Source organism: Bifidobacterium scaligerum (assembly GCF_002802865.1).
Lineage (GTDB): Bacteria > Actinomycetota > Actinomycetes > Actinomycetales > Bifidobacteriaceae > Bifidobacterium > Bifidobacterium scaligerum.
This window is the reverse complement of record NZ_PGLQ01000002.1, coordinates 389,848-404,201: the sequence shown is the minus strand read 5'-3', so window position 1 is coordinate 404,201 and position 14,354 is coordinate 389,848. Positions and strand designations below refer to the sequence as shown.

Here is a 14,354-nt window from a genome sequence, read left to right as displayed (position 1 = left end):
CAAGCTTATCAAGAAGGGTGAATGCTAATTCCCAGCCTCGGTCATTGGTTGTTCCTTTTCGTTGCAAGCTTATCAAGAAGGGTGAATGCTAATTCCCAGCTGGACTAACACGGGTGTCATGATCGTGTCAAGCTTATCAAGAAGGGTGAATGCTAATTCCCAGCGAATCTCGCCCGTGTCTGGGTATGCGAGCAAGCTTATCAAGAAGGGTGAATGCTAATTCCCAGCCTCGGTCATTGGTTGTTCCTTTTCGTTGCAAGCTTATCAAGAAGGGTGAATGCTAATTCCCAGCCACTTGCCAGTGGTAGCGCCACCGTCACCAAGCTTATCAAGAAGGGTGAATGCTAATTCTCGGCTTCTTCGAGCGCGGTTACGTTGTGTGCATTTATGGAAGTTAGGGTATCCGATAATGCATGCCAGTACACCAACCGCGTAACAATTTGACTGCGGTGATGGAGCGAGATACTTTTAAAGTATAGCTTTAGCCCATGCTCCTCTTCCGGTCGGAGGTCGGGGCTGATGCTTAAGCTTACCGCAACATGGAATTCTCTGCCGTGATGTTCGCAGCCGCTGCCTGCGGTGGCCACGAAGGAACACCTAGTCTTGGGAGCAGGCGAAGCAGCTGAAAGGCTGAGTCTCCCGTAGATCCGTTCGCGTCACGGGTCGCCTAGCAGAGGGCAATATAAACATGGATTCCCAACAGCGGGGCCGGAGGAAGAATCGCGTTCCTCCGGCTTACATACTTGCTTGAGGGGGAGCATTCGATGGTGGGGCGCAGGAATGATGATATTCCCGCAATGCTTGAGCGGCTGCGCCCTCTTGCTGAATGCTATGCAGATAATTTTCTTGGTCGACATGTAATCCTTGAATTTAATAGCACCGCATTCGATGTGCATTGGCAGAAACATCACTTTATGCATCTTTGTGGTTTGGATTGCATTGTGCCGCAACGTTTGTATAGGTTCGGAGCGAAGCCAGCGAAATGCGAAGTATTCTTTGATGGTTTGCTCTCTGGTAGGTGCAAAGAATTGCGTATCCATCATGCACATAATCGAGGTATTACTGAAGATAAATTATTCGTACTGCCATTGATGCTGCAGACTCCGGAAAGTGTGAAATTTATAGCAGACTCGGCCAGCAAAGACTATCGGTATTTCTTCGGTTCGGATGCTTGGTGCGTAGGTGTTACGTTGACTAACGAGCAACCTGTAGACCCAGATGCTGATGTGTATGCGCCTCGGACCGTGCGGAATGTGAGTATTTCCAGCCGGTCGATTCAACAGGCTGGAACGGTTCTTTACCCGTTGACCGGAGCCCGTGTGATACCTCCACGGTAGTGGATAGCTGGATGGGGAGGTCCCGACTACCATGGTTCGTAGAGGTGGTAGTTATGGGACTATCCGAAATGTTCCGCAAGAACGATGATGCCGACGATGATGTTTGCAGACCCAAGTCGAGTGGATTGATACGTCCGGCTGCTGTGGCCGGGTCATTTTATCCGGATGACCGAACTGCGCTCAAACGGCTGATCAGTCATCAGCTCGATTACGGGCGTGCCTTGATGAAACAACTTGAGCCCGAACTGCCGGCAGGCTGTCCGAAAGCGGTGATCGTGCCACACGCCGGATACGTGTATTCCGGCACTACGTCGTCGCTCGCCTACGCGCTGCTTGAACGAGGGCGTGGGGTGGTGAAGCGTGCGGTGATCATTGGTCCGACCCATCGTGTGCCCGTTCGTGGCGTCGCATGTTCGAGTGCCGATACGTGGCAGACCCCGCTGGGCCAGGTCCCGGTGGACACTGATGCCGAGCGCAAGGCGCTGAATTTGCTTGGAGCTCGGCGTGTCAGTGTCTCAGCTCCCGCGCTGATCGTCAACGACCCGACCCATGCGCGAGAACACGCGGTGGAAGTGCAGATTCCGTTTTTGCAAACCATATTCGGTCCGGATCTGACTATCGTGCCACTGAACGCCGGTGATGCCAGCCCTGAGGCAGTGGGAGATGTTTTGCGCGCGTTGTGGGGCGGGCCGGAGACGGTAGTTATCATCAGTTCGGATCTGTCGCATTATCATCCTCAAGAGTATGCGCGGCAGCTTGATGAGAAAACCATAGATGATATTGCCCACTGCCGGCTTCCGATCCATCCGCGAAGGGCTTGCGGTGCGCATCCGATCAATGGTCTGCTGGACGTATTGGTGCGCGGACTTCAGCCGTCTCAAGATGGAATCATTCATGAGACATCTTGTGAAACGTATCGTGAAACACTTCGTGAGGTACGTGAAACACCTTGTGAAACATTAAGTGGCGAGTGGGGCGGCAGCGCTTCGAACGACGACCGTGGTACCCCGCAATTTGATTTGCGGCTTTTGGGACGCAGTACGTCTGGCGACGACTCCGTGGTGGCGCTCGCAGGTCGACCACGTCCGGCCATGAATACTCCAGATGAACCAGTAGTGGGCTATGCGTCGTTTGCGATTTGGCAGAGTGGCAACGGTGTCGATTGTGTCGATTGTGTCAGTTGTGCCAATGATGAAACCACGCAAGATGCCGGCGTTGCCCAAGACGGCGATGCCGTTGGCAATCCCATGTCGATCCCGACGAATCATGTGGCATCCGGGAAATTGCCGGGAACGGCCGAATCAAATGCTGATACGGCTGCACCGCAAACGCGCCGGAATGTGCTGCTCGGTCTCGCCCGTGCATCCATACGCCGGCATCTCGGGTTTGATGATGCTCCGGAGAACCGCCCAAACGCTATTATCGCCCGTAATCCTTGGCTTAGCGAGCCAGGAGCCAGTTTTGTGACGTTAACGGAAAACGGTCGGTTGCGCGGATGCGTCGGCACGCTTGAGGCCTATCGTTCGCTTGGCGGGGACGTGGCTGATCATGCCGTGGATGCCGCCGCTCATGATCCACGATTTTTCCCGGTGACTGCGGAAGAATATCCATTCCTTGATGTGGAGGTGTCCGTGCTGGGCAGACCAAGCGCAATGCCAGTGCGCTCGCGTGAGGAACTGGAACAGACGTTGCGCCCCGGAAAAGACGGCCTTATCTTGACCGACCGGCACGGCCGCAGGGCGACGTTCTTACCGCAGGTTTGGGAGCAACTGCCGGTGCCGCATGATTTCGTATCGCACTTGCTGGTCAAAGCTGGAATCGGTGCTGACTATGACTGGGCTAACGGGGAAATCGAATGCGAACGGTACGAGGTGAGCGCCTATGCCGAGCGTTAATACCAAGCTGGACGCAATGCCACGCGCCGCGATCGGTCGATGGCAGACCAAGTTCAGTGATGGCAGCAATCGCGCCCGCTGCGAACTGTGCCCGCGCCGTTGTGTGCTGAGGCCCGGCCAGCGCGGATTCTGCTTCGTCCGTTCGAACCATGATGGTGCTATTGTTTCGGATACTTATGGCCGCAGTTCCGGGTTCGCCGTAGACCCTGTAGAAAAGAAACCGCTCAATCATTTCCATCCAGGCTCCAGTGTGCTGAGTTTCGGCACCGCAGGATGTAACTCTGGGTGCCGGTTCTGCCAAAACTGGGATATTGCCAAAGCTCGCAACTTCGATAGACTCGGCATTGAGGCCAGTCCGGAGAAGATCGCGCAAGTGGCGCGGGATCATGATATTGATTCGGTAGCGTTCACCTACAATGATCCGATTGTGTTCGCCGAATATGCGATTGACACAGCGATCGAATGCCGCGCTCGGGGCATCCATCCGATTGCTGTTACCGCAGGATACATGAGTGCGGCGGCGCGTCCAGACTTTTATGCGGCCATGGACGCGGCGAATATCGATCTGAAAGGTTTTACTGAGGATTTCTATTGGAAAGTGACCGGTACGCATTTGCAGGACGTGCTGGACACCATTGATTATGCGGTGAATGAGGCACGTACGCCGGACGGTGGTCATGTATGGGTCGAGCTTACGACGCTGCTCATACCGGGGCTGAACGACGACGATGCTCAGCTGCACGCCGAATGTACATGGATTCGAGAACATCTTGGGCCTGATGTGCCGCTGCATTTCTCCGCATTCCATCCGGCGTGGAAGATGCAGGATGTGCCGCCGACCCCTCATGAGACGTTGACTCGTGCGCGTGGAATCGCCCTTAACGAAGGACTGCATTATGTGTATACCGGCAACGTGCACGATCGTGCGGGGGATACTACTTACTGTCCGGACCCGGATTGCAGAGCGGTGCTGATCGAACGTGATTGGTATCGCATTATCATTGACCGACTGAGTGGAACCGATGGATGCTGCTCGGAATGTGGCACTGCAATTGCCGGACGATGGTAGCTGAGGGTCGTGGGTTGGCGGGCTTGTCGGTTCACGCGAATATCTTGGAACCTATGACTTCCAATACCCTTCGTATGTCTACTTTGTTCCTGCGCACGTTGCGCGAAGACCCGGCGGATGCAGATGTCGATTCCGCCAAGCTGCTGCAGCGCGCCGGCTACATCCGCAAGGCCGCCCCCGGCATCTGGACCTGGTTGCCGCTCGGCCTGCGCGTACTCAATAAGATCGAGGCCATCATCCGCGAAGAGATGGCCGGCATCGGTGCCCAGGAAGTGCACTTCCCGGCCCTGCTGCCGCGCGAGCCGTATGAGGCCACCCACCGCTGGGAGGAGTATGGCGACAACATCTTCCGTCTGAAGGACCGTCATCAGGCTGATTACCTGCTGGCTCCCACCCACGAGGAAATGTTCACCCTGCTGGTCAAGGACATGTACTCGTCCTACAAGGATCTGCCGGTTGTGCTGTACCAGATTCAGACCAAGTACCGTGACGAGTTCCGCCCGCGTGCCGGCTTGATTCGCGGTCGTGAGTTCGTGATGAAGGACGCCTATTCGTTCAACGTGGACGAAGAAGGCATGCGCAAGGCGTACATGGATGAGCGTGGCGCCTACGAGCGCGTGTTCCAGCGCATCGGCCTCAAGTACGTGCCGGTGTTCGCCATGTCCGGCCCGATGGGCGGCTCCGCTTCCGAGGAATTCCTGGCTCCGATGCCGATCGGCGAGGATACCTTCGCGTTGGCTCCTTCCGGTAAGGCGTGGAACGTTGAGGCGCTGCATACGCCGGAACTGCCGGAAATCGATGCTTCCAACACTCCGGCTGCCACCAAGGAAAGCACGCCGGATGCCAAGACCATCGACAAGATGATTGAGCGCGCCAACGCCGACCATCCGCGTGCAGATGGTCGCGAATGGGCTGCTTCGGACATTCTGAAGAACGTGGTCATCGCCGTCAAGCATCCGGAGGATGAGGAGCATGACGAACCGTGGCGCGAGCTGATTGTCGTCGGCGTGCCGGGAGACCGTACTGTCGATATGAAGCGTCTCGAAGCGCAGTTCGCTCCGTCCGAGCTTGAAGAGGCTACTGAAGAGGACCTCAAGAAGCATCCTGAGCTCGTGCCGGGCTACATTGGCCCGATGGTGCTTGGACCGCAGGCTGAGGCTGCCGGCGTCAAGGAGCCATTGCGCTACTTTGTGGATGCTCATGTGGTCAAGGGTTCCGCATGGTTCACCGGTGCCGACGAACACGAGGTTGACTACTACAACCTGGTGTACGGCCGTGACTTCGAGGCTGATGGCGTGGTTGAGGCCGTTGAGGTTCGCCACGGCGATATGAGCCCGGACGGCTCCGGTCCGTTGAGCTTCGAGCGCGGCGTGGAAATCGGTCAGGTCTTCCAGCTGGGCTTGAAGTACTCCAAGGCTCTGGACCTGAAGGTTCTCGACCAGAACGGCAAGGCCGTGCCGGTGTGGATGGGATGCTATGGCATTGGTGTGTCTCGCGTGCTCGCGTGCGTTGCTGAAACGCATCACGATGAGGCAGGCCTCGCTTGGCCGTCCGTGATTGCCCCGGCTCAGGTGCATGTGGTGGCCACCGGTAAGGATGCAGCGGCGTTCGAAGGTGCCGAGAAGTTGGTCGAGGCGCTGGAGGCAAAGGGCGTCGAGGTGATTTACGACGACCGTAAGAAGGTTTCCCCGGGCGTGAAGTTCAAGGATGCCGAGCTTATTGGTGTGCCGACCATCGCCGTGGTGGGCCGTGACTTCGTCAACGACGGCACGATTGAAATTCGTGACCGCAATGGTGAGAACAAGGTCGCCGTACCTGCCGATCAGGCCGTCGAAACGTTGCTTGAGCGGCTGTAATAAGTTGTGAATCGTACGATTCGACATCGATAGCGCCATCCTGTTGATACGGGGTGGCGCTTTTCGTTGTGTTGGTGGTGTGTTGGTGGTGTGGATAACCGAAAGTTATCCACATGGCCTCAAGCCCCGTCACAGTATCCACATTTGCCGATTGCCCTTGTGCGGCGAGCGCCCCGTATTGCACAGTGATCATACCGCCGGTCACCTCGTTCGCAAGGATGCGCGGTTGATCGGCGGTCCAGACGTATACGCGCTTGTGGGCGCAACAGGAAAGGACTCATCATGGCAAACCAGCAAGCAGCAGTAACGGTAACCGGCTTTGTGGCCAGTGATTTGGTCAAAGGCGGCAAAGGTGACTTTACGGTGCTGACTTTCCGCATGGGCAGTACGCGCAGTCGGCTGAATCCGAATACCAGACAATGGGAGGAATTCGGTACCGCGTGGCTTACGGTCAAAGCGTTTCGATCCTTGGCCAATAATGCTCTGCAATCAATACGGCGAGGGGATCGGATTATTGCGGTTGGGGTACTGAACACTGAACAATGGAATACCGAACAAGGGGAGTTGCGCAGCAGGACCATTCTTGAAGCGACCAATATCGGTCATGATCTGACGTTCGGTACTACGAATCTCACAAAAACGCAACGCGCCAATAACGGAAACGCTCCGGTCTCAGGGAATACTGGCACTGGTAATACAGGTACTGGCAATCCACCTTCTGGTGGAGACGCTCAAGATCCCATATCCGGTGTTGTTGCGGCATCGACGCCAACGCCGCCGGTTGAGCTCGGTGATGCCGGCGTGCAGTGTGAACCAAGTGGCTCGCAGCCGTTACCTACCGATGTGGTTGACGGACCCGCCCAGCTTGCCGTGCAACAATCCTATGCTGATGGTTTTACTGAAGAACCGGAAATGTGACGATTGCTGTGTAGGCGCGTGTGGCTGCGTGCATACACAGCAGAAAAGCCTGCAGCGGCACGTGCATATGTGCAGCTGCAGGCTGGTTGCGAGGTGCTTATCTGATAAGCGGCATTAGGCGGGATGATATATGCCTGAGACGCTTGCTTACCAGATGCGTACGCGGGCCTCGGGCGCGAGCCACATGGCGTCGCCTTCAGACACGTGGAAGGCGTCGTAGAACAGGTCTACATTGCTGGCGATCCCGTTGGTGCGGAACTCGGCGGGGGAATGCGGGTCGATTTGCAGATACTGTTCGGCCAGCTCATCGCGGTTCTTAGTGCGCCAGATGGAGGCATAGCTCAGGAAGAAGCGCTGCAGACCGGTGAAACCGTCCATTTCGGGAGCGGTGTCGAGCAGTTCCTTGATGGCGGCGGGGGAGCCGTCCTCGTCGCCATTGCCGGTGATCGTGCCTGCGGCCTTGCCTAAGGAGAACGCGTAAGCCTTGAGCGCGATATTTACGCCGCCTAGGTCACCGATGTTCTCGCCGATGGTCAGCGCGCCATTGACGTGTGGTGCCTTGCTTGGGTCGTCGGCATACTTTTCGACCAGCTGCTGAGGTACGAAGCCGTTGTATTGCTCGATGAGCGCCTTGGTGCGTTCCTCGAAGTTCTTGCGGTCCTCGTCCGTCCACCAGTTGTTGAGCTTGCCGTCGCCGTCGTACTGTGAGCCTTGATCGTCGAAACCGTGGCCGATTTCGTGGCCGATCACCGCGCCGATGCCGCCGTAGTTGGCTGCATCCTCGGCTTCTGGATCGAAGAACGGCGGTTGCAGAATGGCGGCCGGGAATACGATGACGTTCATGCTTGGCTCGTAGTAGGCGTTCACGGTCTGCGGGTTCATCAGCCATTCGTCCTTGTCGGCGGGTTTGCCCACCTTGGCCAGCTGATAACCGGTTTCGTACAGATTCGCGGCCTTGGCGTTCTCGGCGAGCAGAGCATCTGCGGAGACGCTCAATGCCGAGTAATCGCGCCAGTGGTTGGTGTAGCCGATCTTCGGCGTGAACTTGGAGAGTTTCTCTAGCGCCTTGTTCTTGGTGGTCTCTCCCAGCCAGTCGGAGTTGGCGATGGAGACGCGGTAGGCGTCGATAAGATTGGCCGCCAACTGCTCCATGCGCTGCTTCGCGCTTTCCGGGAAGTGGCGACGCACGTACTCGCGGCCCACATCCTCGCCGCATACGCCGTTAACCAAGCTCACCGCGCGCTTCCAGCGATCGCGCTGCTTCTTGGCACCGGAAAGCACCTTGCCGAAGAAGTCGAAGTTGGTGGTGTCGAACGCGCGCGACAGCATGCTCGCAGAGCCTATGATCATATGGACACGAGCCCACAGCTTGAGATCGGCCAGGTCGGCTTCGGCCCAGAAACGGTCGAGTCCGGTCAGGAAGCTGGGCTCATGCACGATGGTGTGGCCGAAAATGGACTTGAAATCGATGGGCTGAGCTTTGGCCGCCTCGGTTGCGTCATATGCGCGCTGCCATGCGTTAATCCAAGAGACGAGGTCGAAATGCTGCAAAGTGGCAGTCAGATCGGCGAAATCGGTGGGGTTGTAGGTCTTCACCGAATCGCGTGTGGCTACATTGTCCCAATGATTGGCGGCGATTCGGGTTTCCACGTCGAGGAAGTGGCGGGCCATGGCCAGTGCGGCTTCGCTTGGTACTACGGATGACGTCTCAGTGTCGGCGTTGGCTGTGGGATCGGAATCGTTGGCGTCGTTGTCATCGATCTCGGCGGCCGGCGCGTATCCGGCGTTCACCAGTTGGGTGGCTACCATCGTCACGTACGCCTCGCGTACGGGAGCATAGTGATCTTCTCGATAGTAGGCCTCGTCTGGCAGCATCAGGCCGGACTGTTCGATGTGGGTGATGTTGAGGTCCGGGTTGCCCGGGTCGCCGTATACAGCTAGTCCGAACAGGTCAGGTCCGCCGGCTGGGTTGATGGTGCCCAACACTCGCGTCAGGGCCGGCTTGTCGATGGCTGAGTCGATGAGATCGAGCTCGTCGCGAATGGGGTCCAAGCCGGCGGCTTCGATGGCGTCGGTATTGAGGAAGGAGCGGTACAGGGCCTGCGACTTGGTGGCTGGGCAATCCTCGTCTTCAAGGATTTCACGCACCTGGTTCTCGGCGTTCTCGGCGAGTTTGTCGAAGGAACCGTAGCGCGAACGATCATCCGGCAGGCGATAGGTGTCAATCCAAGGTCCATTGACGTAGCGGAACAGATCGTTGTTCGGCTTGATGGTGGAGGAGAACGAAGTCGGGTCGATGCCCGGCTTCAGTGTTTCGTTGGTGTTGTTCATGCCCCCAGCCTAATGCCGGCGGGGGAGAAGCTGCGGCAGATTGGTCGGCTGTGAGCTGATTTTCCGGTATGGCATGCAATGATTATTAGACGATATGTCCATTTTTGTTCATGGTGTGAATTGGTCAAAGTGTCTAAAATACGAAGGAGTTGTGTACGTGGTCATACGAGCGTAAGGAGCGAATGATGAGTGAGCCGAGCGGTACTGCGAACAATGGTCAAAATCAGCCGCAGTATGGTGCCTATGACGCCAATCATGGCGGTCAATACCCTCCTCAATACGGCAATGGCCAGGCTGGGCCGGCCGGGCAATATGCCGATCAATCCGGTTCACAACCTCAGCAGAATGAATATGGGCAGCCCTATTACGGTCCCTACGCCACCAACCCGAATGGGCAGCCGTTTAACCCCTATGGGCAATCATGTGGCTCGGGTTCTCAGAATGCTTCGTATCATCAGCAGGATCGATTCGGACAACAGCCCGGCTGGTATTCAGGTGATTTCAACCCATTCCGTCTTATTGAGGAATGGCTTCCGCAACGGGCTAAAAACACCATTCGCGTGGTGTATGGCGTGGTGGGTGTGACCGCCATCGCATTGGGATTGGCATTGTTGCTCGTGCCGTCCAAAACGTTGGCTCTGGCTGCATTGCTGCTTGGCGTATACTTCGTGATCTCGGGCGTGGTGCGTATCATAAGCGCTCTGGTGGAGCGTGGCTTACCGGGCGGATGGCGTGTGCTGGATGTATTGGTCGGTATTTTGCTGACGTTCGGCGGCGTGGTTGTCGTACGCAACTATGGACTTACCGGTCAGACGCTGGCTCTGCTCGTCACCCTGATGGTGGGGTTCGGCTGGATGATGGAAGGCGTGATGGCGCTGGTGGAATCATGGCGCATTCCGAACTCCGGCTGGGCGGTCGCTTATGCGATCATCTCGATTATCGCCGGATTCGTGGTGCTGATGAGCCCGCTGAGCTCTACCGTATTCATGGTGATCTTCGGAGGATGCGCCATGGTGGTGATGGGCGTCACCGCTGTGGTGCGCGCATTCACCTTCGGCAAGCCGCGCAAGTAGGGCGCTGTGAGTAGGCTGGCAGGCATGATCGAATTGAAAACCCCTCGTGAAATCGAGGAAATGAAGCCTGCCGGCCGCTTTGTCGCCGGAATCCTCAAGGAACTGCAGGAAACCACCAAGGTGGGCACCAATCTGCTGGAAATCGACGAATTCGTCCACAAGAAGATCGTGGACCGTAAGGGTGCAGAATCCTGCTACGTGGACTACGCTCCGGACTTCGGCACCGGTCCGTTCGCCCATTACATCTGCACTTCGGTCAATGACGCCGTACTGCACGGCATTCCGTATGATTACAGCCTGAAGGACGGCGATCTGGTATCCCTTGATCTTGCGATCTCCGTGGACGGTTGGGTTGCGGACTCCGCGGTGAGCTTCGTGGTCGGCAAGGATCCCGACCCGGAAGATCTGCGACTGATCAAGTGCACCGAAGAGGCGCTCGCCGCCGCCATCGACGTGGCCAAGCCGGGCAACCGTCTGGGGGATATCTCCTCCACTATCGGTGACATCGCCCGTGAATACGGCTACCCGATCAACTTGGAGTTCGGCGGCCATGGCGTAGGCCATATCATGCACGGCGATCCGCATGTGCCGAACGATGGCCGTGCTCATCACGGTTACAAGCTGCGTGAGGGTCTGGTGATCGCCATCGAGCCGTGGTTCCTCAAGACCACGGACGAGATCTATCAGGATCAGAAGGATGGTTGGACTCTGCGCTCCTCCGATGGTTCGCGCGGTGCTCATTCCGAACATACCATCGCCATCACGGAGAACGGCCCGATCATCTTCACCGATCGCACCAACCTGTGATTGCCCAAGCGGCAATCACATCCCACGGTGTAATAATCCCTCCACGGTGTGGCGATTCCCCACGGTGTGGCAAATGAAAATGGCTTAATCCGCTGTTTTAGCGGAATGTCATAATGGATGTTTGCCACACTGTGGGGGAGTTGCCGCACCGTGGGGTGTTTTTTATTGGTGCAGGCGGTGCGGTGATGCACGTTTTTGAGACGGCAACTTGCGCTGAAACACGCATGCCATATAGTGAGCCATACTTTTGAGCCGGACGGTCAGCCCGTCGGCATCGGCCCGTATCTAAGGGGAGCAATAAGTATGGCAACAGCCCAGCTGAATGTAGATGACAGCAAATATACTCTGCCTGTAGTCAAAGCAACCGCGGGCGCAGATGGTATTGTCGTCTCGAAACTGCGCAACGACGGTTGGGTGACGCTTGACCCAGGATTCCTGACCACTGCACAGTGTGAATCGAAAATCACCTATATCGACGGCAAGCATTCCATCCTGCGCTACCGTGGTTATCCCATCGAGCAGTTGTGCGATCAATCCGATTTTCTTGAGGTCGCATGGTTGCTGCGCCACGGCGAATTGCCGAACAAAGAGCAGTATGAGCGATTCGTTTCTGATATCAATCATCGCACGATGGTGGGTGAGGATTTCCGTACGTTCATGGGTTCCTTCCCGCGTACTGCGCATCCGATGAGCGTGCTGGCTTCCGCCATTAACGCGCTGGCCACGTTCTATCCGGACACCACGGACATCACCGATTCCGATCAGTTGGATGAAGCCGCGGTAATCATCATGGCCAAGGTGCGTACCATCGTCTCCTATATCTTCCGTCGTCGTCGTGATGAGCCAATGCTGTACCCGGATTACGCTCGTGGCTACGTGGACGATTTCCTGCGCATGTGCTTCGCCGTGCCGTACGAGCCGTTTGAATCCGATCCGTTGTATGTGCACGCCCTTGGCCGACTGCTCATCATTCACGCCGATCATGAGCAGAATTGTTCGACTTCGGTGGTGCGCATCGCCGGTTCGGCCCACGCCAACCTGTATTCCGCGGTGGCAGCTGGCGTCAATGCCCTTTCCGGGCCGCTGCATGGCGGCGCGAACGAGGCTGTGCTCCGCCAGCTCAAGGCGATTCGCGATTCCGGCAAGTCGGTGCGTGAGTTTGTTGCCGAAGCCAAGGCGAACGGACAGAAGATCTCCGGCTTGGGCCACCGCGTATACAAATCTTATGATCCGCGTGCGGCCATCGCCAAGCAGTACTTGGAAAAGATCATGGAACGTGAGGATACGTCCAAGCTGCCGGCCGACGAGCGTGCGTTGTTCGATGTGGCCACCGAACTGGAGGACATTGCCCTGCATGACGAGTACTTTGTCTCACGCAATCTGTACCCGAATGTGGACTTCTACACGGGTCTGATCTATCGCGCCATCGGCTTCGATCCCGCCATGTTCACCACGCTGTTCGCGCTGGGGCGTATCCCGGGATGGATTGCCCAGTATCGCGAGATGCTTGCCGATCCGAATACCAAAATCGGCCGCCCGCGTCAGGTGTACACCGGTGAGACCGAGCGTGACTATGTGCCGCTTGAGGAGCGATGATCGTTTTCCCTGCGGATTGATGCTGGTTATGTTTATGCCGGTTGAAGCCGGTTTGATATGCGAGCGTTATTTGCTCAGTACGTAATACTTTGCGTATGAAATCTCGATTCACTTGAGGATTTGCCCTGCTGAGTGGTGTTCAGTGAGGCAAAACCTTGGGTGAATCGTGAACATGTATCTTGAAGAAGGCTCATTGGAGCAATTTGACTATTGAGCCGATGGTTTGCCTCGTTGGGCATATGCCAAGCGGGGCAAATCCTCGGTTGGCATGAGAAAACGCCTCACTGGAATACCGATGAGGCGTTTTCTCATATATGTGGCTGGTTATGCCGAGCCGTGAGGCGGAGAGTCCGGTGGACTGTCCGTAGGTGAGGGGAGCAGCTGTACTGCGAGAAGCTTCATAAGAACTGATGAAATCAGTTCTTATGAAGCTTCTCGTTGAGCTCGATACCTATCTTGCGATAGCGAGCTTCGATACGGCCGCTGACCGAGTTGCGGATGAACAGGATGTTGTTCTTGCCGGACAGGTCAGCGCCCTTGACCACTTCGAGCGGCTCTCCCGCGGCGGCCTTGGCCTTGTCCCAGATGGTGATCTTGGTGCCGGCGGTGATATACAGTCCGGCTTCGACGGTGCAGTTGTCGCCCAGGGAGATGCCGATGCCGGCATTGGCTCCAAGCAGGGAATGCTCGCCGATGGAATTGCGAAGTTTGCCGCCGCCGGACAGTGTGCCCATGATGGAAGCGCCGCCGCCGATGTCGGAGCCATTGCCGACCACCACGCCTTGGGAAACGCGGCCTTCAACCATGGAGACACCCAGTGTACCGGCGTTGAAATTCACGAATCCGGCATGCATGACGGTGGTGCCCTCAGACAGATAAGCGCCCAGTCGCACACGGTCGGCGTCGCCGATGCGCACTCCGGTAGGTACCACATAGTCGATCATGCGCGGGAACTTATCCACGCCGAATGCATTCACAGTGGCGGCGGGGGCTGCAGCGGGCAGACCCACCTGAGTGGCGAAGGCTTGGGCTGCGTCCGTGGCGGCGCGCTCCACGTCAGCCTTACGCAGGGCGAAGTCCTCGACTGCGAACGGTCCGTAATTGGTCCACACAACGTTGTTGAGCTGGGTGAAGATGCCTTCGAGATTCAGGGTGTTCGGCTTGGCCAAACGCATGCTCAGCAAGTGGAGTTTGAGATAGGCCTCCTCGGCGCTGGCGATTGGCTCGTCCAGCTGGCTGATGGTGAATACCGGAATGCGGCGAATGCCTCGGGCGTCTGCTTCCGCAGTGGCCAGAGTGCCGAAGTTATGATTCGGGCGGTCAGCCTCGGCAGGTGCCGGTCCTAAGGACAGTGCAGGGTACCAGACGTCCAAGGTGTTGCCTGCCGCGTCAATGCTGGCCAAGCCCCAGCCCCATGCGGTACGCGCTTCGCTCATGCTTATTCCTCCATTGTTTGACTGTGTGCCGTGAGT

Annotated in this window: 10 protein-coding genes and 1 CRISPR repeat array; of the genes, 8 read left to right on the top strand and 2 right to left on the bottom strand. The window is 57.0% G+C overall.

What is annotated here, in order from left to right:
- Positions 1-356: direct repeats of the CRISPR family, unit length 36 nt; unit sequence CAAGCTTATCAAGAAGGGTGAATGCTAATTCCCAGC.
- A 408-nt stretch (positions 357-764) separates the two neighbouring features.
- From CUU80_RS10655 to CUU80_RS04775, 5 genes are all read left to right on the top strand, one after another.
- Entirely contained in the window at positions 765-1,337 is a 573-nt protein-coding gene (locus CUU80_RS10655) for a PBECR4 domain-containing protein (protein WP_133119393.1), read from the top strand.
- A gap of 11 nt (positions 1,338-1,348) precedes the next feature.
- Positions 1,349-3,232 (top strand): AmmeMemoRadiSam system protein B, encoded by a 1,884-nt coding sequence (amrB, locus tag CUU80_RS10965; protein WP_439329968.1) that lies wholly within the window; start codon positions 1,349-1,351, stop codon positions 3,230-3,232.
- A complete protein-coding gene (gene amrS / locus CUU80_RS04785) occupies positions 3,219-4,301 on the top strand; it encodes an AmmeMemoRadiSam system radical SAM enzyme (protein WP_100496209.1) in 1,083 nt (360 codons plus the stop codon). The genes amrB and amrS overlap by 14 nt, the downstream gene beginning before the upstream one ends.
- A gap of 53 nt (positions 4,302-4,354) precedes the next feature.
- Positions 4,355-6,157: a proline--tRNA ligase gene (locus CUU80_RS04780; RefSeq protein ID WP_165775833.1), complete on the top strand. Its 1,803-nt coding sequence runs from the start codon at positions 4,355-4,357 to the stop codon at positions 6,155-6,157.
- A 282-nt stretch (positions 6,158-6,439) separates the two neighbouring features.
- The gene (locus CUU80_RS04775) at positions 6,440-7,075 is read left to right on the top strand and encodes a single-stranded DNA-binding protein (RefSeq protein WP_100496208.1); all 636 of its coding nucleotides are present in this window, start codon (positions 6,440-6,442) and stop codon (positions 7,073-7,075) included.
- 147 nt (positions 7,076-7,222) lie between these two features.
- On the opposite strand, the gene CUU80_RS04770 is transcribed toward CUU80_RS04775, so the two are convergent.
- On the bottom strand, positions 7,223-9,406 hold the full coding sequence (locus CUU80_RS04770; protein ID WP_100496207.1) for a M13 family metallopeptidase: 2,184 nt from the start codon (positions 9,404-9,406) through the stop codon (positions 7,223-7,225).
- Positions 9,407-9,591: 185 nt separating this feature from the next.
- On the opposite strand from CUU80_RS04770, the gene CUU80_RS04765 reads away from it, so the two are divergent.
- The 3 genes from CUU80_RS04765 (at position 9,592) to CUU80_RS04755 (ending at position 12,882) form a co-directional block, all read left to right on the top strand.
- Positions 9,592-10,479 (top strand): HdeD family acid-resistance protein, encoded by an 888-nt coding sequence (locus CUU80_RS04765; RefSeq protein WP_165775832.1) that lies wholly within the window; start codon positions 9,592-9,594, stop codon positions 10,477-10,479.
- 24 nt (positions 10,480-10,503) lie between these two features.
- Complete coding sequence (gene map, locus CUU80_RS04760) at positions 10,504-11,286, top strand: type I methionyl aminopeptidase (protein WP_100496205.1); 783 nt, start codon at positions 10,504-10,506, stop codon at positions 11,284-11,286.
- A gap of 303 nt (positions 11,287-11,589) precedes the next feature.
- Positions 11,590-12,882, top strand: coding sequence for a citrate synthase (locus CUU80_RS04755; RefSeq protein WP_100496204.1), 1,293 nt, complete (start codon positions 11,590-11,592; stop codon positions 12,880-12,882).
- 416 nt (positions 12,883-13,298) lie between these two features.
- On the opposite strand, the gene dapD is transcribed toward CUU80_RS04755, so the two are convergent.
- Complete coding sequence (gene dapD, locus CUU80_RS04750; RefSeq protein WP_100496203.1) at positions 13,299-14,318, bottom strand: 2,3,4,5-tetrahydropyridine-2,6-dicarboxylate N-succinyltransferase; 1,020 nt, start codon at positions 14,316-14,318, stop codon at positions 13,299-13,301.
- Positions 14,319-14,354: the final 36 nt, after the last annotated feature.

Coding starts and splice junctions, on each gene's coding strand:
- CUU80_RS10655 (WP_133119393.1), top strand. CDS start 765: ATGGTGGGGCGCAGGAATGATGATATTCCCGCAATGCTTGAGCGGCTG.
- amrS (WP_100496209.1), top strand. CDS start 3,219: ATGCCGAGCGTTAATACCAAGCTGGACGCAATGCCACGCGCCGCGATC.
- CUU80_RS04775 (WP_100496208.1), top strand. CDS start 6,440: ATGGCAAACCAGCAAGCAGCAGTAACGGTAACCGGCTTTGTGGCCAGT.
- amrB (WP_439329968.1), top strand. CDS start 1,349: ATGGGGAGGTCCCGACTACCATGGTTCGTAGAGGTGGTAGTTATGGGA.
- CUU80_RS04765 (WP_165775832.1), top strand. CDS start 9,592: ATGAGTGAGCCGAGCGGTACTGCGAACAATGGTCAAAATCAGCCGCAG.
- dapD (WP_100496203.1), bottom strand. CDS start 14,318: ATGAGCGAAGCGCGTACCGCATGGGGCTGGGGCTTGGCCAGCATTGAC.
- CUU80_RS04780 (WP_165775833.1), top strand. CDS start 4,355: ATGACTTCCAATACCCTTCGTATGTCTACTTTGTTCCTGCGCACGTTG.
- CUU80_RS04755 (WP_100496204.1), top strand. CDS start 11,590: ATGGCAACAGCCCAGCTGAATGTAGATGACAGCAAATATACTCTGCCT.
- CUU80_RS04770 (WP_100496207.1), bottom strand. CDS start 9,406: ATGAACAACACCAACGAAACACTGAAGCCGGGCATCGACCCGACTTCG.
- map (WP_100496205.1), top strand. CDS start 10,504: ATGATCGAATTGAAAACCCCTCGTGAAATCGAGGAAATGAAGCCTGCC.